Source organism: Pseudomonas sp. MOIL14HWK12:I1, from assembly GCF_000510705.1.
GTDB classification, from domain to species: domain Bacteria; phylum Pseudomonadota; class Gammaproteobacteria; order Pseudomonadales; family Pseudomonadaceae; genus Chryseomonas; species Chryseomonas oryzihabitans.
In genome coordinates, this window is record NZ_KI783308.1 from 136256 (window position 1) to 153963 (window position 17708).

The window sequence follows — 17708 nt, forward strand, 5'->3', positions numbered from 1 at the left end:
CACAGTGCCCGGCTTTTTCATGTTGCGGCGCTCGGGTCACCTCACCCGGAAGCGCCGCACTACCGCGATCAGCTGCTCGTTGGACGATTGCACCGCCGCGGTACTCTCGGCGGTGCGCTGACCGCTGGTGACCAGGTCGTCGACGATATGGCGCACGGCAACCATGTTCTGGTTGATCTCGCCGGCCACCACGCTCTGCTCTTCGGCCGCTGCGGCGATCTGAGTCGAGAGATCGCTGATGCGCACCACCGAACCGCTCATCTCGTCCAGGCCTTCGGTGACCTCGCGGGTGCGCTCGGCAGTGCTCTGGCAACTGGCCTTGGTCATTTCCATGGCCGCGACCGCGGAACTCACCCCCTGCTGCAACCGGTTGAGCATCTCGTTGATCTCGGCGGTGCTCTGCTGGGTACGGCCGGCCAGGGCGCGGACCTCGTCGGCCACCACCGCGAAGCCGCGACCCTGTTCGCCGGCCCGGGCCGCCTCGATGGCCGCGTTGAGCGCCAGCAGGTTGGTCTGACCGGCAATCCCGCCGATCACCCCGAGCACGTCGTTGATGCGCTGGGCATCGCTCTGCATGGCCTGCACCTTGAGGGTGGCGTCTTCCACCTGATCCACCAGGGCCAGCACGCTGGCCGAGGCCTGCTGGACCACCGCGCGGGAACGCTCGGCCTGGCCGTTGGCGGCCTGGGTGAGGGTGGCGGTGTCGCTGGCACTGCGCGCCACGGAGTCGGAGGTGGCGCTCATCTCGGTGATGGCGGTTACCGCCTGGTCGGTCTCGCTGGCATGGCGGGCCAGGATGGCACCGTTCTGCTGGGCCTGGCCGTGCAGCTGCTTGAGACCGGTGTCGATGCGGTCGGTGGCATCGCCCACCTCGCCGATCAGCCGCTGCAGATAACCGATGAAACCGTTGACCGCGCCGGCCACCGCATCCACCTCGTCCTGGCCGTGCACCGGGATGCGCCGGGTCAGGTCGGCATCGCCGGCGGACAGGGATTCGATGTTGCGTTGCAGCAGGCCCAGGCGACCCATCAGCTTGCCGAGCGCCAGCACCATGATGCCTACCAGCAGCAGGACCAGCGGCAGCTGGATCGCCGCCAGGGTCTTGAGGATACCGGTGTTGGTCGCCGCGATGAGCGAGGTGGGCAGCGCCGTGGCCAGCAGCCAGGGGGTGCCGGCCAGCGGGCGCAGGAAGAAGGTGTGGGGCGTGCCGTGCTCGTCGACATAGGTGTCGCGCACCACGGCCTCGCCCTTGAGCTTGCCGAGGTTCTGCTGGATGGCGGCGACGAAGGGCGAACGGGTGGCATAGGCCGAGACGTTGTTCAGGATCTGCGAATCGCCGAGTTCGCTGAGGTTGCTGAGGATCTTGCCGTCGGCCTCGACAATCATCATGTCGGTGTCGTCGAGTTCCTTGCGCAGGCTGTCCACCAGGGGGTTGAAGAAGCCCAGGGTGAGGTCGATGGTCGAGACGCCAAAGGCCTTGCCGTCGCGCTGGATGGCCATGGCGCAGTTGGTGCGCGGCTCGGCGCTGGCGGCGTCCTTGTAGGCGGCCGCCCAGACGCACTGGCCGGCGGGAGCCTTGAGGCCAGCCTGGAACCAGGGTTGCTCCCAGTAGTTGAGCGACTCGGGGGAGTTCCAGTGGGTGTTGACGATCAGCTTTCCGCCGGCATCGCGGTGATAGAAGGTGCTGAACTTGTCGCGACCCTGCTCGCGCTGGTTGGGCAGCGGCCAGATGCCGCCGCCGAACACCTTGGCATCGCCGTACTGGTCCACCAGACCGGGCAGCACCCGGTCGATGGCGGCGCTGTCCAGCAGCGGCACGGTCTGGGTGATGGCGCGCTGCTGCGCCTGGATCTGGTTGAGTTCGCGATAGATGCGGGTGCCCACCTCGTTGACGCGGGTGAGCACGGCGGATTCACCGGCGGCGACCAGATCCGGCGTCACCCACAGGCGAATGCCGATGACGGTGGCCGCGAGGGTCGCGCCGATGAAGCCGAGGAAGATCAGGGTGTAGCGGGTCCGAATGGTGTTCAAGGCCATGGTGTCGCTCCTGCGGTTACAGCGTCGTTCACGCTGCGAAAGGCATCCTTGGCGGTGTTCTGAACGAGGATGTCAGAGCCTTATCGGCGTCTGACGTGTGACCTTTAGTCGCAGGAGGCGCGGGATACCGGGACGCGAATCCAGTCGCGGCGTGACCTGGCAGCCGCTTTCCGGTCAGAGGATTGCGCCGTGCGACGATCAGGGTCGCGCGGTGCGGATTTCGCCCTGCCAGGCACCGGCGACCTGCCGGACGATCACCAGGCAGGGACCGTCGCCTGGCGCCGCGACCAGGCACCCGCCATCGGCCTGCCAGAAGGCGCTGCGGCCCACGCAGGCATAGCCGCCGGTGGGCGCGCCGTGATTGGCCAGGAGCACCGGCATGCCCAGGCGTCGGGCATGGCCGGCCAGGCGCGCGCTGTCGGCGGGATAGCCGGTCGGACCTATCACCGCCGAAGCCAGATAGAGATCGGCGCCGCGGGCACGGGCGGCATCGGCATGGGCCTCGTGATTGCTGTCGGCGCAGATCGCCAGTGCGGCCTTCAGCTCGCGCACCTCCAGCAAGTCCCCGCCATGGCCGGGCACGAAGGGCGGCACCTCGCCCGGATGCAGGTATTCCTTGGTGTGGACGCGACAGCTGCCATCGGCGCCAAGGATCAGCGCACCGATCTGCAGCCCCGTCAGACCCTGGATGGGCGCCCCGACCACGGCCGTGAGCCCGGCCACGCGGCAGGCCTCGCGCAAGGGCCGCAGACGCGCATCGGTACCCTCCAGCGTCAGCGCCGCCGCCAGGGTCGGCTCATAGCCGGTCAGGGACAGTTCCGGAAACAGCAGGAGCTCCACCCCGACGTCGGCAGCCGCGGCGATGAAATCGAGATGGGTGCGCAGATTGGCGGCGAGGTCGCCGGCGAGCGAAACGGATTGGGCGGCGGCCAGGGTAGGGGTGGGCATCGGGACTCCAGGGAAAGCGGCAGCGCCCGGGAGAGCGGGCCCGGCCATCGCTATGGGGAGGGCGTCCGGCAGGGGAGGCAGGGCTATGCCGGCTTTAGCTGAACAGGCTGGGTTGCCTCCTGGTTATACCGCTATCGCTACCTCTCAGTATTTGGCCGGGAGGCGCCTCGCTATAGTCGGGCCGTCTATCAATTTCAAGAATAACAGGACGGGTCATGGCGATAATCAACTATGTAACGGAGATCCGCTTCGGTGCCGGCTGTGCGGCCGAACTGGCCGACGTCAACGCCCGGCTGGGCTTCCAACGGCCACTGATCGTCACCGATCGGGGCGTGGTGGCCGCCGGTCTTATCGAGCAACTGGTGGAGCAGAATCCCCTGGCCGCCTACCAGGTGTTCGACGCCACCCCGGCCAATCCCACCGAGGCCGCCACCCGCGAGGGCGTCGCCTGTTTCCGGGATGCGGACTGCGACGGCATCATCGCCGTCGGCGGGGGTTCGCCCATCGACCTGGCCAAGGCCATCGCCGTGTCCGCGCGCCATCCCGGACCGCTGAAGCAGTTCGCCCTCATCGAAGGCGGCCTGACGTGGATCACCGCGGCGACGGTACCCATCGTGGCCATTCCGACCACGGCCGGCACCGGCAGCGAGGTGGGACGCGGCGCCATCATCATTCTCGACGATGGCCGCAAGGTTGGCATCCTCTCGCCCCATGTCATCCCGCGGGTGGCCATCTGCGATCCGCTGCTGACGCTCAGCCTGCCGCCGCACCTGACCGCCGCCACGGGCATGGACGCGGTGGCCCACTGCATCGAGACCTTTCTCGCGCCCGGCTTCAATCCGCCGGCCGAGGGCATCGCCCTGGACGGCCTGCGCCGGGCCTGGCGCCATCTGGAACTGGCGTTCAACGAGCCCAGCAACCTGGAAGCCCGTACCCAGATGCTCAGCGCCTCGCTGCAGGGGGCGCTGGCCTTCCAGAAGGGGCTGGGCTGCGTGCACAGCCTGAGTCACTCGCTGGGCGGCATCGATCCGCGGCTGCACCATGGCACCCTCAACGCGGTCCTGCTGCCGGCCGTGGTGGCCTTCAACCGGAGCGCCGAATCGGTGATCCGCGACGAGAAACTCGAACGCCTCGCCCAGGCCATGGAACTGCCGCCGCAGCTGTCGGTGGAGCAGGCGCTGGCGCACAAGGCCGAAGCCCTGCGGCTGCCGACGGGGCTGGCGCAGATGGGGGTCGACAGGGGACTCATCCCGCGCATCGTCACCGGCGCCCTGGCCGATCACAGCCACCGGACTAATCCCCGGGAAGCCTCGGCGGAGGACTATGCCGACCTGATCCAGGCCTCGTTCTGAGGCCCTGGCTTGTGTAGCGGCAAGCCCTTCCGCTGCAGTGCCATCCGCCGTCCTGCCCTGCGCCTCGACTCGATCCGGGCGGGTAGTGGGCTGCGGATGACCGACAGCCGTTCTGCAAGACCCTCGCGACAATCACAACAATTAAAGGACGCGAAACATCATGGCCCATCCCAGTACCGCCGCATCCCCGGTGCAATTCGATCCGCTCTATCGCAAGGTGGCCTGGCGCGTGTTGCCGCTGCTGCTGCTCGGTTACATCATCGCCTATCTCGATAGGGTCAACGTCGGCTTCGCCAAGCTCGCCATGCTCAGCGACCTCGGCATGTCAGATGCGGCCTATGGCCTGGGCGCTGGTATCTTCTTCATCGGCTACTTCATCTTCGAGGTTCCCAGCAACCTGATGCTGCATCGCGTCGGCGCCAAGCTGTGGATCGCCCGCATCATGATCACCTGGGGCCTGGTCTCGTCGCTGATGGCCTTCACCGGGCCCATCGCCCAATTGCTGGGCATCAGCCACGAACTGACCTTCTATGGCCTGAGATTCCTGCTCGGCATCTGCGAGGCGGGCTTCTTTCCCGGGGTCATCCTCTACCTGACCTACTGGTTTCCCGCGGCGCTGCACAGCCGCATGATGGCCATCGTCATCCTCGGCAATCCGGTGTCCTTCATCTTTGGTGGTCCGCTCAGCGGCGCCATCATGTACTACATGGGCAGCAACGGCCTGCTGGCGGGCTGGCAGTGGATGTTCGTCATCGAGGCGGTGCCGGCCGTGGTGGTCGGGGTGGTGGTGCTCTGGCTGCTGGACAACGGCATCCAGGACGCCCGGTGGCTGAACCAGCAGGAAAAGGCCGAACTCACCCGGCGCCTGGCCCTGGAGGCCGCGGAAAAGCCGCGCATCGCCCTCAAGCGGCTGTATGCCCTGCCCATCATCTGGCTGCTCACGCTCATCTACGTCCTGCTGATGCTTGGCAACTACGGCATCAATTTCTGGGTGCCGACCATCATCAAGAACGCCGGGGTGGCCTCGGTTCTGGACATCGGCCTCATCACCGCCATCCCCTATGTGTTCGGCGCGGCGACCATGGTCTGGGTCACCCGCCAGGCCCAGCGTACCGGTAACCAGCGCGCCTATGGCGCCCTGATGTCGGTGCTGGCCGGGATCGGCCTGATCCTCTGCGCGGCCTTTCCCCAGCACCTGCTGCTGATGATCCTGGGTGTCGCCTTCGCCGTGGGTGGCAGCCTGAGCGCCATCGCGCTGTTCTGGGGGCTGCCCGGCGCCTTTCTGCAGGGCGCCGCCGCCGCGGCCGGCATCGCCATCATCAACTCCTTCGGCAATCTCGGCGGCTTCGCCGGGCCCTATCTGCTGGGGTTGCTGACCACGCTGTTCGGCTCGGCGCAGGTCGGGCTGATGCTGCTCGGGGGTTGCCTGCTGGGGTGCGCGGCGCTGATGCTGTGGGTGACCCGCCGGCCCGCGCCGTCGACTACCGGGCTACTGGCCGAGTAGCCACGCCGCGCCAGCCGCGCCTTTCGAGCGGAAGCGACTATCCTTCGCTGCCGCTTTCCCTGTCAGTGAAGAGGACGTCATGGATCTGGTCAGCGAGTTGCACACCATCGTCGGGCGGCGCCATGTCCTGCAGGGCGACGCGGCGACCCGACGCTTCCGCCTGGGCATCCGCTATGGTGGCGGGGCGGTGCTCGCCGTGGTGCGGCCCGGCAGCCTGCTGGAGATGTGGCGCGTGCTGCAGCGCTGCCACAGCGCCGGCACCATCATCATCTGCCAGGCGGCCAACACCGGCCTGACCGGCGGCTCCACCCCGGTGGCCGAGGGCTACGACCGGCCGGTGGTGCTGATCAACACCCTGCGCCTGACCCGCCTGGCCCTGTTGCGCCAGGGCGAACAGGTGCTGTCCCAGCCGGGTGTGACCCTGAGCCAGCTGGAGACGACGCTGAAACCCCTGGGGCGCGAGCCGCACTCAGTGATCGGCTCGACCTGCATTGGCGCCTCCGTCACCGGTGGCGTCTGCAACAACTCCGGCGGCTCGCTGATCCGCCGCGGACCGGCCTTCACCCAGCTGTCGCTGTTCGCCCGCATCGACGAAGCCGGGCAGCTGCAACTGGTCAATCACCTGGGCCTGGCCTTGGGCGATACCCCCGAGGAGATCCTCAGCCGACTCGACGAGGGCCGCTTCGACGACAGCGTCGTGCAGGATCCGGCCGGGGACATGGCCTCCGATCGCGAATACGCCCGCCATGTCCGCGACGTGGCCTCGGCCACCCCGGCGCGCTACAACGCCGATCCGCGGCGGCTGTACGAAGCCTCGGGTTCGGCGGGCAAGATCGCCGTGTTCGCCCTGCGCCTGGACACCTTCGCCGCCGATCGCAACACCCGGGTGTTCTACATCGGCTCCAATCGGGCCGCCGATCTGGAAGCCATCCGCCGGCACATCCTGGTCAACTTCGCCCAGCTGCCCATCGCCGGCGAATACATGCACCGCACGGCCTACGAACTCAGTCGTACCTACGGCAAGGACCTGTTCCTCTTCATCCAGCGCTGTGGTGCGCAACGGGTGCCCCAGGCCTTTGCCTGGAAGACCCGCTTCGATGCCCTGAGCGAACGCCTGGGCCTGGGTGCCCAGCTTGGCGATCGCCTGCTGCAACGTCTGGCGGCGCCCTTGCCGGAGCACCTGCCGGCGCGCCTCAACGCCTTTGCCTCGCGCTTCGAGCATCATCTGCTGCTGAAGATGGGCGAAGACGGCATCGACGAGGCCCGCGCCTATCTGCAGTCCTGGCTGCCCAGCGCCGACGCGGACTTCATCGAGTGCGACGCGGAGGAGGGCAACGCCGCCTTCCTCAATCGCTTCGCGGTCGGCAATGCCATGAATCGCTACCGGGCGGTGCACCGGGACACCGTGGAGGACATCCTCGCCCTGGACATCGCCCTGCCGCGCAACACCCAGGACTGGTTCGAGACCCTGCCGCCGGAGCTGGCGGAGCAGATCGAGGTGACCATGTATTGCGGGCACTTCTTCTGCCACGTGCTGCACCAGGAATACCTGGTGAAGAAGGGCCGGGACTGCGCGGCGCTCAAGCGTCGCCTGCTGGCCCTGCTGGAGGCCCGCGGCGCCCGTTATCCCGCCGAGCACAATGTCGGTCACCTCTACGCCGCGGCGCCGGAACTGGAGCGGCACTATCGCCAGCTCGATCCGACCAACGCCTTCAATCCGGGCATCGGGCAGCTGACGCGGCGCTATCGCTGGCAGGAGGACTGCTGCGCCACGCATGCCGGCGATGCCATCGCCGCGGTGGCGAAGGCGGCCCGGGCGGAGGCCGCGGAGACGAGTCGCACGTCCTGAGCTGCGGGACGGCTCAGTCTTCCCGCTGGATGGCGTAGAGCGATTCCACCAGCAGCGCGAACGCCGGATTCTGCTGGGCGCTGCGCCGCGAGACCAGCTCATAGGGCTCGCTGTGCGACCTCAGCTCCAGCGGCAGGCGGCTGACCAGGCCATGCTGGCAGACATAGTCCGCCACCTCGACCGACACCAGGGCCACCAGCCGGGGATTGCGGCTCAACAGCGAAAGGGTGGTCAGCGCCGAGGTGGTCTCGATCAGGTGCAGCGGAAAGGGCAGCTGCGCCTCGAAGAATTCGTGTTCCAGGGTGCGTCTCATGGGCATGTTGGCTCGATAGACCACCCAGCGACTGTCCGAGAGATCCCGCAACTCGACCCGCTCTCGCTGGGCGGCCGGATGGGCGGCGTGGGCGATGACCGCGAGGGACTCGTCCTTGATGACCAGGGCGTCGTAGCTTTCCGGCCGCTCGCTGACCGACAGGCGACAGATGGCCGCGTCCAGCCGTCCCTGGTCGATCAGGCCGAGCAGGGTCGTGCTGGTGTCTTCCACCACCTCGATGGACAGCCGCGGCTGCAAGTCCAGCAGCCGCGAGATGGCATGGGTGAGCAGGGGCACGGCGCCCATGATGGTGCCGATGGCCAGCTTGCCGCCGGAGCCGCTGGCGATGGCGTGGAGTTCGAGGCGCAGATTGTCCAGGTCGGCCTGAATCAGCCGGGCGAAGCGAATGGCGCAGGTGCCCGCCGGGGTCGGCAGCAGGCCGCGATTGGTGCGCAGGAACAACTCGACTCCCAGGGCGGACTCCAGCTCCTTGAGCGCCTTGCTGGCGCCCGGCTGGGTGAGCCCCAGGCCTTCCGCGGCATTGAGCAGCGAACCCTTTTCCGCCAGGGCGATGAGCAGGCGCAGCTGCTTGGCGTGCAGGCGCGACATGATGGCGTTGAGGCTGGCGAGCTGCTTCATTGACCGACCGTTATACCGCGGTTGCTTATGGTTGATCCCGAGGGCTCTAGCCTAGAGCAAGTCGTTGCTTGCGTATAACGGACTGTAATAGGAGCGGGGCTCGATCGGCCGCGAGCCTGCCGCTACGAGGCGTGGTTCGATTCGTTGGGCTTCGGCGATGGAGTCGCCTCAACCCCACCTACGGGCCCCGTAGGTGGGGTTGAGCGCCAGCGAAGCCCAACGGGTTGGACTCAGGGCGCGCACCCGTTCCCTCACCCCAACCCTCTCCCGGAGGGAGAGGGGGCGGCTGGGGCATGAAGGGATGCGGCGGCATCAAAATGCAGGATTTTTACCCCCTCTCCCCTTGGGGGAGGGTTGGGGTGAGGGCTGAGCCCCCTCAGAGCAGCGTGAAACTCCCCTCGCGCACCCGCTCCGAATCCAGGCCGACCATCACCTTGAACTCGCCCGGTTCCGAGACCAGCTTGAGATCGTTGTTGTAGAAGCGCAGGTCCGCCTCGGTGATGGGGAAGTCCAGCTCGCGACTCTCGCCCGGTTGCAGCATCACCTTCTGGAAGCCCTTGAGCTCCTTGACCGGTCGCGCCAGGGAGGCGGTCACGTCGTGCAGATAGAGCTGCACCACGGTAGCGCCGGCGCGGCTGCCGGTGTTCTTGACCGTGACCCTGGCGGTCAGGGTATCGCCCTTCTTCAGGGTGGCGCTGGACAGCTGCGGCGCCGAGACCTCGAAGGAGGTGTAGCTCAGGCCGTAGCCGAAGGGGTAGAGCGGACCGTTGACGATGTCGAAGTAGCGCGAGGTGTACTTGTTCGGCTTGGCCGCATCGAAGGGGCGACCGCTGCTCAGGTGGTTGTAGTACAGCGGCACCTGGCCCACTTCACGGGGAAAGGTCATGGTCAGCTTGCCGGAGGGGTTGTGGTCGCCGAACAGCACATCGGCCACGGCGTTGCCGCCTTCGGTGCCGGGGAACCAGGCTTCCAGCAGGGCGTTGGCCTGTTCCTGCTCCCATTCCAGCGCCAGCGGGCGGCCGTTCATCAGCACCAGCACCAGCGGCTTGCCGGTGGCCTTGAGCGCCTTGATCAGCTCGCGCTGGGTGTCGGGCACGCTGATGCGGGCGCGGCTGGAGGCCTCGTGGGCCATGCCCTGGGATTCGCCGACCACGGCCACCACCACCTCGGCCTGGCGCGCGGTGGCCACGGCTTCGGCGATCAGTTCGCTGGCGCTGCGCGGATCCACGGCGACCGCCGGTTCGTAGGAGTTCAGGTAGGCCAGCACATCGCGGTCGTCCAGCAGGTTGGCGCCCTTGGCATAGAGCACCTTGCCCTGACCGGCCACGGCGTTTTCCAGGCCGCGGCGGATGGAGACGGCCTGGGCGGCCACGCCGGCGGCGGACCAGTTGCCCATGACGTCGCGCGGACTGTCGGCCAGCGGACCGACCACCGCCAGGGTGGCGCCCTTGCGCAGCGGCAGCACGGCCTTTTCGTTCTTCAGCAGCACCAGGCTCTCGCGGGCCACCTGACGCGCCTCGGCGCGGTGCAGCCGCGATTCGGCGTTGGTGTCGGCCGGATCCTGGCCCTGCAGGCGGCGATAGGGATCGTCGAACAGGCCCATGCGGTACTTGGTCAAGAGCATGTCGCGCACGGCCTGGTCGATCTCGGCCTGAGTCACCTTGCCGGCGGCCAGCAGTGCGGGCAGCTGCTTGCCGTAGACGTCGTCGTGCATGTTCAGCTCGACGCCGGCCTTGAGCGCCTGTTCGGCGGCGTCGCGGGTGTCCTTGGCCACCCCGTGCAGCACCAGCTCGTTGATGGCGCCGTGGTCGCTGATCAGCAGGCCCTGGTAGTTCCAGTCCTTGCGCAAGAGGTCCTGCAGCAGCCAGCGATTGGCCGTGGCCGGGACGCCGTTGATGCTGTTGAGCGCCACCATCACCGCCCCGGCACCGGCCTCGGCGGCGGCGCGATAGGGCGGCAGGTAGTCCTGCATGAGTCGCTGCGGACTCATGTCGACGTTGCTGTAGTCACGCCCGGCTTCCACGGCGCCGTAGCCACCGAAGTGCTTGATGCTGGCCATGAGACTGTCGGGGGCGCGCAGGTCCCTGCCCTGGTAGGCGTGCACCAGGGTGGCGCCAATGCGCGAGGTCAGCCAGGTGTCTTCGCCAAAGGTTTCCGAGGCACGGCCCCAGCGCGGTTCGCGGGTCACGTCGACGGTGGGGGAAAAGGTCAGGTTGAGGCCATCGGCCGCCGCTTCCAGCGCGGAGATGCGCCCGCTGGTGGCGATGGCGTCGAGATTCCAGGTGCTGGCCAGGCCCAGGTTGATGGGGAAGATGGTGCGCATGCCGTGGATGACGTCATAGGCATAGAACAGCGGGATCTTCAGCCGGCTGTGGGCGACCTGGTCCTGCATCTGGCGGATGTCGGGGCGGGTCACGGTGTTGAACATGGCGCCCACCTTGCCGGCGCGGATGTCCGCCATGATGGCTTCCTTGGGATAGTCCGGCCCGACGCTCACCAGATTGAGCTGGCCGATCTTTTCCTCCAGGGTCATCTTCGCCAGCAGGGCGTCGACGTAGGCGCGTGCCGGATCCCTGTCCTGCGCCGGGGCGAGGGTGGCGCTGACCGCCAGTCCCAGGCCGAGCATGAGTGCGGTGAGGCGTGGTGCGTTCAACATCGTCCCCCAATTCCCTGTGCGTACTTTCTCGTTGTTCTTGGGCACCCTTGTGCCGAGGGGATTGTACAGCCGCGACGCCGGGAAGCGGAGCCGTTGACGGCCGGCGGGCGAGCCGGTCGTCAGGGGCCTGGGAGAGGGGGGCGAAGATCTAGAAACGCGGCTTGCGGGTTTCCCAGTCCGGCTGGTACTTGCGCATCTGGCGCACGTCGTCGCGGCTGCGGATGTCGATGGCGAGGAACTGCTCGTGCAGCTTGGCGAGCTGGTCCTGGTCCAGCTCCACGCCCAGGCCGGGCGCATCGGTGATCGCCACGCAGCCATTGCGGATCGGCAGCTTGCCGCCCCGGATGACCTCTTCGTCCTCTTCCTGCCAGGGATAGTGGGTGTCGCAGGCATAGGCCAGGTTGGGCACCGCGGCGGCCACGTGGGTCATGGCCATGAGGCTGATGCCCAGGTGCGAGTTGGAGTGCATGGAGACGCCCAGGCCAAAGGTGTCGCACAGCCGCGCGAGGATCTGGGTGTCCCGGAGGCCGCCCCAGTAGTGGTGGTCGGCGAGCACGATCTGCACGCTGTTCTGGGCCACGCTGCGGCGGAATTCGTCGAAATCGGTGACCACCATGTTGGTGGCCAGGGGTATGCCGGTGCGCCGATGCAGTTCGGCCATGCCGTCCAGGCCCGGGGTCGGATCCTCGTAGTACTGCAGGTCGTCCTTCAGCACCTCGGCGATGCGCAGCGACGTTTCCAGCGACCAGTTGCCGTTGGGGTCGATACGCAGCGGCGCTTCCGGGAAGGCCAGGCGCAGGGCCTTGATGCAGGCCGCCTCGTGATCCGGACCGAGCAGGGTGCCCGCCTTGAGCTTGATACTCTGGAAGCCGTTCTCCTCGATCATCCGCGCCGCCTGGGCCACCACCTGCTCGGGGCTGATGGCCTCGCCCCAGCGATCGGGCGGGTAGGGCGCATCGATATGCTCGGCGTACTTGAGGAACAGGTAGGCGCTGAAGGGCACCTCGCGGCGCACCGCACCGCCCAGCAATTCGACCAGGGGAATGCCCAGGGAGCGCGCCTGCAGATCGAGGAAGGCCACCTCGAAGGCGGAATAGGCGTTGGCCACCTGCTTGCTCGGATGGGAGCCAGGCGCCAGTTCGGCACCGGCCACCACGCCGCCGGCGAGGCCGGCGACGGTCTCCACCACCCGGGCGCGCAGGCCGTTGAGGTCCCAGGCGGAGAGGCCGACCAGGCTGCTTTCCATGGCCTTCAACACCGCCAGCACCGGGGCGTCGCCATAGCTCTCGCCGAGGCCGATGTGGCCGTTGTCGCCTTCCACCTCGATGATGGATCTCAGCGCATAGGGTTCGTGGATGCCGCTGGCGTTGAGCAGCGGGGCATCGCGAAAGGCGATGGGGGTGACGGTGATCCGTTTGATCTTCACGCTCAGACTCCTGGACTTGTAGTTGTGGTGGTCTTTGTCAGTCATCGTATGACTACCGGTCGGGATCTTCAACCGAAAGAAGTGCCATGACCCCGGCGGGATGACCGCATATCGCATCGGGGTTGCCCGCTCCGGTCGGGGCTGGATAAATAGCCAGCCGCCACCCTATTCGCACCTTTCGCATGAAAGCTCCGCTCGAAGATCCCTTCTACTATCTGCACAACTTCCAGCGGGTACTGGACTGGGTCGCCCTGCGCTATCCCGACCTGCTCGACGACCGCGAGCAGGCCTTCATCACCGCCTTCGCCGAGCTGCCGCAGCCCTCGCGGGCGCTGCTGGTGCGCCTGGTGATGCGCAAGGGCGAGGTGTTCCGTGCCAGCAAGCTGGTCTATGGCGAGATCGGCTGCCCCCGCGCCGCGGCGAGTCCGCTGGTGGAGCTCGGCTGGCTGCTGGCCGATCCGGAATTGCACCTGATCGAACTCTTCGCCCTGCTGCGCAAGGAAGAGCTGCTCGGCTGCTTTGGCAATCGCCTGCCCAAGGCCGGGCGCAAGGAAGACTGGCTGGCGCGGCTGGAAGCCGAGCAGGCCACGCCCCTGACCTTCAGCGGCTGGACCGCCACCGTGCCCGAGCTGGTGGCGGAGGGCGTCTGGCGGCTGACGCTGATGGACCTCTGCGATCGCCTGCGTTTGCTGTTCTTTGGCAACCTGCACCAGGACTGGACCGACTTCGTGCTGGCCGATCTGGGTATCTTCCAGTACGAGACGGTGGCCTTCAGCGCCGAATCCCGCGCCTTCGGCCAGCGCCACGAGGTGGACGCCTACCTTCACATCCAGCGCTGCCGCCAGGCGTTGCGCGATGGCCTGCCGGCCGCCGAGCTGCTGCCGCTGCTGCCGGCCGAACGCTTCGCCAACACCTGGCTGGAATTGCGCCGTGGCAAGCTGCTGCATGAACTGGCGCAGCACCACGAACGCCTCGGCGAACTGGCCCAGGCCCAGGCGCTCTATGCCGCCTCGGCGCACCCCGAATCGCGCATCCGCGCCCTGCGCATGCTCGAACGGCTGGAGGACTGGCCCGCTGCCCAGGCGCTGGCGGAAGCCATCGTCGCCGCCCCGGCCCATGACGCCGAACGCCAGCAGGTGGCGCGCATCCTGCCGCGGCTGGTGCGCAAGCAGGGCGGCCCGCCCAACAGGCGCCGTCCGGCCAGCCCGGTGGAGCGCCTCGACTTCGAACTGGTCAACGACGGCCTGCGCCGGGTCGAGTGGCTGGTGCGCGAGCACCTGGGTTGCGACGAGGCGCCGGTGCACTACGTGGAAAACACCCTGCTCACCAGCCTGTTCGGGCTGCTATGCTGGGACGCCATCTTCCTCGCCATCCCCGGCGCCTTCTTCCACCCCTATCAGCGCGAACCGGCCGACCTGCGTCTGCCGGGCTTTCGCGAGCGGCGGGCCGAGGCCTTCGCCGCCTGCCTGGCGCGCCTGGACGACGGCTCTTATCCCGCGGTGATCCGCGAGCGCTTCGCCAGCAAGCGCGGCCTGGCCTCGCCCTTCGTCGCCTGGGGCATCCTCGGCAGCGACCTGCTCGACCAGGCCCTGGCCTGCCTGCCGGCGCGGCACCTGCGGCTGTGCTTCGAACGGCTGCTGGAGGATCCGGAAAACAACCGCACCGGCTTGCCCGACCTGATCCAGTTCTGGCCGGCGGAAGGCCGCTACCGGATGATCGAGGTCAAGGGCCCGGGCGACCGTCTGCAGGACAACCAGCGCCGCTGGCTGGACTTCTTCGCTGCCCATGACATCCCGGTCAGCGTCTGCCACGTGCAGTGGCAGGTGGCCGCGACCTCCGCATGAGCTATCGCATCGCCGTTCGCGCCCTCTGCGAATTCACCGCCAAGGCCGGCGATCTGGATCTCAGATTCACCCCGTCGCCCACCGCCCTGGAAGGCATCGAGGGCCACCAGCGGGTGGCCGCCCGGCGCGGCCCCGGCTATGAGCGCGAGGTCAGTCTGCAGGGCGACTTCGAAGACCTGCAGGTGCGCGGCCGTGCCGACGGCTTCGACGCCGCAGCCCAGCGCCTGGAGGAGATCAAGACCCACAGGGGCAGTCTGGAGCGCCAGCCAGGCAACCATCGCCACCTGCACTGGGCCCAGGCCAAGGTCTATGGCCATCTGCTCTGCCAGAGCCGCGAGCTGCCTGAGCTGACCCTGGCGCTGGTCTATTTCGACATCGGCACGGGTGCCGAGACCGTCTTCACCGAGCAGTGGACGGCGGCGGACCTGGCCGCGCATTTCGAACTCCAGTGTTCGCGCTTTCTCGCCTGGGCGCGCCAGGAGCTGGCCCATCGCGCCACGCGGGATGCGGCGCTGGCGACCCTGGCCTTTCCCCATCCCGACTTTCGCCACGGCCAGCGGCCCCTGGCGGAAGCCGTCTACAAGGCCGCCAGCGTCGGCTGCTGCCTGCTGGCCCAGGCGCCCACCGGTATCGGCAAGACGGTGGGCACCCTGTTCCCGCTGCTCAAGGCCATGCCGCGGCAGAACCTGGACCGACTGTTCTTCCTCGCCGCCAAGACCCCTGGCCGCGCCCTGGCCCTGCATGGCCTGGAGTCCCTGGCCGCGCCGGTGCGGGTGCTGGAACTGGTGGCGCGGGACAAGGCCTGCGAGCACCCGGCGCTGGCCTGCCATGGCGAGTCCTGCCCGCTGGCCCGCGGCTTCTATGACCGCCTGCCGGCAGCCCGCGCCGCCGCCCTGGCCGAACCCACGCAGTTGACCCGGGCGCGGGTGCGGGAGACGGCCCTGGCCCATGAGGTCTGCCCCTATTACCTGGCCCAGGAACTGGCGCGCTGGAGCGACGTGGTGGTGGGCGACTACAACTATTACTTCGACGGCAGCGCCATGCTCCACGCCCTGGTCCAGACCCAGGAGTGGCGGGTCGGGGTGCTGGTGGACGAAGCCCACAACCTGCTCGACCGCGCCCGTGGGATGTACAGCGCCAGCCTCGACCAGCGCCGCCTGGCGGCGGGCAAGACGGTAGCGCCACCGGCCATCGCCAAGGGCCTGCAGGCGCTCAATCGCGAATGGAATCGCCTGCACAAGGAGCAGCAGGTCGACTACCAGGTGCAGCCGGACTTGCCCGCCGCCTTCCTGACCGCCCTGCAACGGGTGGTGGGTCTGCTCACCGAGCACTTCGGCGAATCCGGGCAGCCGCCGGCCCCGGAGTTGCAGACGCTGTTCTTCGACCTGCTGCAGTTCATGCGCCTGGGCGAGACCTTTGGCGATCACTCGCTGTTCGATGTCACCCTGCTCAAGGGTCGCGGCAAGGCGCAGTCGCAACTCAACCTGCGCAACCTGGTGCCGGCGCCCTTCGTCGGTCCGCGGCTGGCGGCGGCGCACAGCTGCACCCTGTTCTCCGCCACCCTGATTCCCCAGCATTTCCACCGCGACCTGCTCGGGGTCCCGGCCGGCAGCGCCTGGGTCGACGTCGCCTCGCCCTTCGCCGCCGAGCAGCTGGAGGTGCGCCTGGTGCGGCTGTCCACCCGCTACGCCGACCGCGCCGCCTCCCGCGCGCCCATCGCCGCCCTGATCGCCAGTCGCTATCGCCAGCGCCCGGGCAACTACCTGGCCTTCTTCAGCAGCTTCGACTACCTCGACCAGGTGGCCGAGGCGCTGGCCGAGCTGGCGCCCGACGTGCCCCAGTGGCGCCAGTCCCGCGGCATGGACGAAGCCGCCCGCCAGGCGTTTCTCGAGCGTTTCCAGGCCGACGGCCGCGGCATCGGCTTCGCCGTGCTCGGCGGCAGCTTTGGCGAGGGCATCGACCTGCCCGGCGACCGCCTGATCGGCGCCTTCGTCGCCACCCTGGGCCTGCCCCAGCTCAATCCGGTCAACGAACAGCTGCGCCAGCGCCTGCAACGGCGCTTCGGCGACGGCTATCGCTATGCCTACCTCTATCCTGGGTTGCAAAAGGTCATCCAGGCCGCCGGCCGGGTGATCCGCACCGTGCAGGACCGCGGCTGCCTCTATCTCATCGACGACAGATTCACCCAGCCCGAGGTCAGGGCGCTGCTGCCGAGCTGGTGGCAGGTGGAGGAGGGCGCGGTGCACACGGGCGAACCTGCGCCGGCTTGAAGACTATCGCGGCCATGGGCCGCTCCTACGATTACATCGAGCCCGTAGGAGCAACTGTCTTAGCCGTTATAGGGGCGCACCAGGTGTAGAGCCGTAGCGTGGAAAACGGCGCAGCCTTTTCCACTGAGGACTTCGTGGCGAGGGCGCCCTCACCCCAACGCTCTCCCGAGGGGAGAGGGAGCCATCCGCGCAGGCGGTCATCTCCGTCATCGAGCCTGTAGGAGCGGCCCATGGCCGCGATCACCGTCCAGCCGTTGCTTAGGCCTCCGGCGTCTCCTCGCAAAACCTCAGCCTGTTACCGAAGGGATCGGCGATCTCCATCACCAGGCCCCAGGGCAATTCCTCGATACCCGGGCGGGCGAAGCCGTAGTCCCTGGCCAGCAATTCGGCCTGGAAGGCGCGGATGCCGGTCAGGCGGACGAAGACCGTCGAGCCGGGGCAGGCATCGCCGTGGTGGCCGGAGAGATGCAGGCGCAGGCCGGCGCGCTCGACTTCCGCGTACAGCGGCAGCCCCGGTTCGAAGCGGTGTTCCCAGACCAGGCGGAAACCTAGGAAGTGGCAGTAGAATTCACGCGCCTTTTCGTCATCGAAGATGCGCAGGATGGGGCTGGGTGGCCCGAAGGCGATGGCGGCAGCGGCCATGAGGATCTCCAGGGAAGCGGCAAGGGAAGGTCGATGATGCCCTTTCCGGGCGGCCCGGCAACCGGAACTGTGATCCGGAAAGCTTTGGTAACCCCTCTGGCAGGCCAGAGCGTGCGCTAGGCTGCAGTTCACCGGTGCGATGGCGAACCTATCCGGGTATCGTGCATTCTTTTTCCTTTCTGGCGGTTCGGCTGGGCCGAATCTTTCATCCTTAGTGACCAAGGTTGA

At 67.9% G+C, this 17708-nt stretch carries 11 protein-coding genes and 1 pseudogene; 5 read left to right on the forward strand and 7 right to left on the reverse strand.

Translation table 11 applies throughout. The annotated features are described in order from the left end of the window. Window positions 1-36: 36 nt before the first annotated feature. The 3 genes and pseudogenes from PSEK12I1_RS25405 to PSEK12I1_RS0118300 all read right to left on the reverse strand — a co-directional run bounded on the left by PSEK12I1_RS25405 (window position 37) and on the right by PSEK12I1_RS0118300 (window position 2985). Complete coding sequence (locus PSEK12I1_RS25405; RefSeq protein WP_371099745.1) at window positions 37-744, reverse strand: methyl-accepting chemotaxis protein; 708 nt, start codon at window positions 742-744, stop codon at window positions 37-39. 153 nt (window positions 745-897) lie between these two features. After that, window positions 898-2037 (reverse strand): annotated as a pseudogene (locus PSEK12I1_RS25410) (cache domain-containing protein); the annotation flags it as partial. A 198-nt stretch (window positions 2038-2235) separates the two neighbouring features. Continuing rightward, window positions 2236-2985 carry a carbon-nitrogen hydrolase family protein gene (locus PSEK12I1_RS0118300; RefSeq protein ID WP_027602509.1) on the reverse strand — a complete coding sequence of 250 codons (750 nt, stop codon included), beginning with the start codon at window positions 2983-2985 and terminating at the stop codon, window positions 2236-2238. Window positions 2986-3200: 215 nt separating this feature from the next. On the opposite strand from PSEK12I1_RS0118300, the gene PSEK12I1_RS0118305 reads away from it, so the two are divergent. The 3 genes from PSEK12I1_RS0118305 to dld all read left to right on the forward strand — a co-directional run bounded on the left by PSEK12I1_RS0118305 (window position 3201) and on the right by dld (window position 7690). Next, the gene (locus PSEK12I1_RS0118305) at window positions 3201-4337 is read left to right on the forward strand and encodes an iron-containing alcohol dehydrogenase (protein WP_027602510.1); all 1137 of its coding nucleotides are present in this window, start codon (window positions 3201-3203) and stop codon (window positions 4335-4337) included. A gap of 160 nt (window positions 4338-4497) precedes the next feature. Continuing rightward, window positions 4498-5841, forward strand: a complete 1344-nt coding sequence (locus PSEK12I1_RS0118310; protein ID WP_027602511.1) for an MFS transporter — start codon at window positions 4498-4500, stop codon at window positions 5839-5841. A gap of 79 nt (window positions 5842-5920) precedes the next feature. Next, the gene (gene dld, locus PSEK12I1_RS23955; protein ID WP_028700308.1) at window positions 5921-7690 is read left to right on the forward strand and encodes a D-lactate dehydrogenase; all 1770 of its coding nucleotides are present in this window, start codon (window positions 5921-5923) and stop codon (window positions 7688-7690) included. Window positions 7691-7703: 13 nt separating this feature from the next. Here dld and PSEK12I1_RS0118320 read toward each other — a convergent pair whose 3' ends face one another. From PSEK12I1_RS0118320 to PSEK12I1_RS0118330, 3 genes are all read right to left on the reverse strand, one after another. Continuing rightward, window positions 7704-8642, reverse strand: a complete 939-nt coding sequence (locus PSEK12I1_RS0118320) for a LysR family transcriptional regulator (RefSeq protein WP_027602512.1) — start codon at window positions 8640-8642, stop codon at window positions 7704-7706. 376 nt (window positions 8643-9018) lie between these two features. Beyond that, on the reverse strand, window positions 9019-11298 hold the full coding sequence (gene bglX, locus PSEK12I1_RS0118325; RefSeq protein ID WP_027602513.1) for a beta-glucosidase BglX: 2280 nt from the start codon (window positions 11296-11298) through the stop codon (window positions 9019-9021). A gap of 148 nt (window positions 11299-11446) precedes the next feature. Then, window positions 11447-12724 (reverse strand): glucarate dehydratase family protein, encoded by a 1278-nt coding sequence (locus PSEK12I1_RS0118330; protein ID WP_027602514.1) that lies wholly within the window; start codon window positions 12722-12724, stop codon window positions 11447-11449. A gap of 182 nt (window positions 12725-12906) precedes the next feature. On the opposite strand from PSEK12I1_RS0118330, the gene PSEK12I1_RS0118335 reads away from it, so the two are divergent. Together PSEK12I1_RS0118335 and PSEK12I1_RS0118340 are read left to right on the forward strand one after the other, a co-directional pair. After that, entirely contained in the window at window positions 12907-14568 is a 1662-nt protein-coding gene (locus PSEK12I1_RS0118335) for a VRR-NUC domain-containing protein (protein ID WP_027602515.1), read from the forward strand. Further along, window positions 14565-16838 carry an ATP-dependent DNA helicase gene (locus PSEK12I1_RS0118340; RefSeq protein ID WP_027602516.1) on the forward strand — a complete coding sequence of 758 codons (2274 nt, stop codon included), beginning with the start codon at window positions 14565-14567 and terminating at the stop codon, window positions 16836-16838. The genes PSEK12I1_RS0118335 and PSEK12I1_RS0118340 overlap by 4 nt, the downstream gene beginning before the upstream one ends. Before the next feature lie 258 nt (window positions 16839-17096). Here PSEK12I1_RS0118340 and PSEK12I1_RS0118345 read toward each other — a convergent pair whose 3' ends face one another. After that, entirely contained in the window at window positions 17097-17480 is a 384-nt protein-coding gene (locus PSEK12I1_RS0118345) for a glyoxalase superfamily protein (protein ID WP_027597151.1), read from the reverse strand. Between the last annotated feature and the right edge of the window lie 228 nt (window positions 17481-17708).

Excerpts from the sequence above, each read along its gene's own strand:
- PSEK12I1_RS25405 (WP_371099745.1), bottom strand. The coding sequence starts at position 744 with ATGAGCGCCACCTCCGACTCCGTGGCGCGCAGTGCCAGCGACACCGCC.
- PSEK12I1_RS0118300 (WP_027602509.1), bottom strand. The coding sequence starts at position 2,985 with ATGCCCACCCCTACCCTGGCCGCCGCCCAATCCGTTTCGCTCGCCGGC.
- PSEK12I1_RS0118305 (WP_027602510.1), top strand. The coding sequence starts at position 3,201 with ATGGCGATAATCAACTATGTAACGGAGATCCGCTTCGGTGCCGGCTGT.
- PSEK12I1_RS0118310 (WP_027602511.1), top strand. The coding sequence starts at position 4,498 with ATGGCCCATCCCAGTACCGCCGCATCCCCGGTGCAATTCGATCCGCTC.
- dld (WP_028700308.1), top strand. The coding sequence starts at position 5,921 with ATGGATCTGGTCAGCGAGTTGCACACCATCGTCGGGCGGCGCCATGTC.
- PSEK12I1_RS0118320 (WP_027602512.1), bottom strand. The coding sequence starts at position 8,642 with ATGAAGCAGCTCGCCAGCCTCAACGCCATCATGTCGCGCCTGCACGCC.
- bglX (WP_027602513.1), bottom strand. The coding sequence starts at position 11,298 with ATGTTGAACGCACCACGCCTCACCGCACTCATGCTCGGCCTGGGACTG.
- PSEK12I1_RS0118335 (WP_027602515.1), top strand. The coding sequence starts at position 12,907 with ATGAAAGCTCCGCTCGAAGATCCCTTCTACTATCTGCACAACTTCCAG.
- PSEK12I1_RS0118340 (WP_027602516.1), top strand. The coding sequence starts at position 14,565 with ATGAGCTATCGCATCGCCGTTCGCGCCCTCTGCGAATTCACCGCCAAG.
- PSEK12I1_RS0118345 (WP_027597151.1), bottom strand. The coding sequence starts at position 17,480 with ATGGCCGCTGCCGCCATCGCCTTCGGGCCACCCAGCCCCATCCTGCGC.